At 74.1% G+C, this 1,361-nt stretch carries 1 protein-coding gene; it reads left to right on the plus strand.

Annotated elements, in window-relative coordinates; genetic code table 11:
* Window positions 1-60: 60 nt before the first annotated feature.
* A partial coding sequence (locus tag BHU15_RS37215) for an MbnB/TglH/ChrH family RiPP precursor modification enzyme (protein WP_069631112.1) occupies window positions 61-1,361 on the plus strand: 1,301 nt, incomplete at its 3' end.

Below are 1,361 nucleotides of genomic sequence, written 5' to 3' on the forward strand. Positions count from 1 at the left end.
CTCGGCGGGGCCAATACCTCTGAACCGGCACTCGCCGAGGCACGGAGGAGGGGGAGAACCATGAGCCACGCGCCACAACTGGGGAACGCGCACCGACTGGGGATCGGTATCGGCTGGCGGCCCGAGATCGCGGAGGCGGTCGAGGCGCTGCCCGGCATCGACTGGGTCGAGGCCGTCGCCGAGAACGTCTGCCCGGACCATCTGCCCGACTCGCTCGTCCGGCTCCGGGCGCGCGGCGTCACCGTCGTCCCGCACGGCGTCTCGCTCGGCCTGGGGGGCGCCGGGCGGCCCGACACCAAGCGCCTGACCGATCTCGCTGAGCGGGCCGAGGCGCTGGGCTCCCCGCTGGTCACCGAGCACATCGCGTTCGTACGGGCCGGGGGCCCGCTGACCGCGTCCCCGGCGCTGGAGGCGGGCCATCTGCTGCCGGTCCCGCGCACGAAGGACGCGCTGCGAGTGCTGTGCGAGAACGTGCGGATCGCCCAGGACTGCCTGCCGGTGCCGCTCGCCGTGGAGAACATCGCGGCGCTGATCAACTGGCCGGACGAGGAGATGACGGAGGGTCAGTTCCTGGCGGAGCTGGTCGAGCGTACGGGCGTCCGCCTGCTGATCGACGTCGCGAACCTGCACACCAACCACGTCAACCGGGGCGAGGACCCGGCGACGGCGCTCGACCAACTGCCGGTCGAGGCCATCGCGTACGTGCACGTGGCGGGCGGTATCGAACGCGACGGGGTCTGGCACGACACCCACGCGCACCCGGTGAGCGAGCCGGTACTCGCCGTACTGGCGGAACTGCGCTCACGGGTCTCCCCTCCGGGCGTGCTGCTGGAGCGGGACGACAACTTCCCGCCGCCTGCGGAACTGTCGGCCGAACTGACCGCGATCCGGGAGACCCTGCGCACGCCGGGGCCGAGACCCGTGCGGGGTACGTCGGTTGCCCCCGAGTCGGGCCCGTCACGACAGGACGGGCCGGCCGCCCCGACGACGACCACCGACGCCGCCCGCCAGCGGCTCGCCCTCGCGCAGGCGTCGCTCCTGTCCGCCCTCGTCGCAGGGACCCCCGCGCCCGAGGGGTTCGACTCGCGGCGGCTCGGGGTGCAGAGCCGGGCGCTCGGTGCCAAGCGGGCCGAGGTCGTGGCCAAGGTGGCGCCCGAGTTGCCGCGGATCCTTGGGGGCGGGTATCGCGCCGCCTTCCTCGCGTACGCCAAGTCCCGGCCCATGCGCGGCGGTTACCGGCGCGACGCGCTCGACTTCGCCGAGCACCTGCTGATCGGCGACCTCCCCGAGGACCCGGCGGCGCGGCGCGAGCTGACGCTGTGGTGGCGGGACCGTGCCGGGGCACGGTCCCGCCACCACAG

It is taken from the genome of Streptomyces niveus, assembly GCF_001723055.1.
Classification (GTDB): domain Bacteria; phylum Actinomycetota; class Actinomycetes; order Streptomycetales; family Streptomycetaceae; genus Streptomyces; species Streptomyces niveus.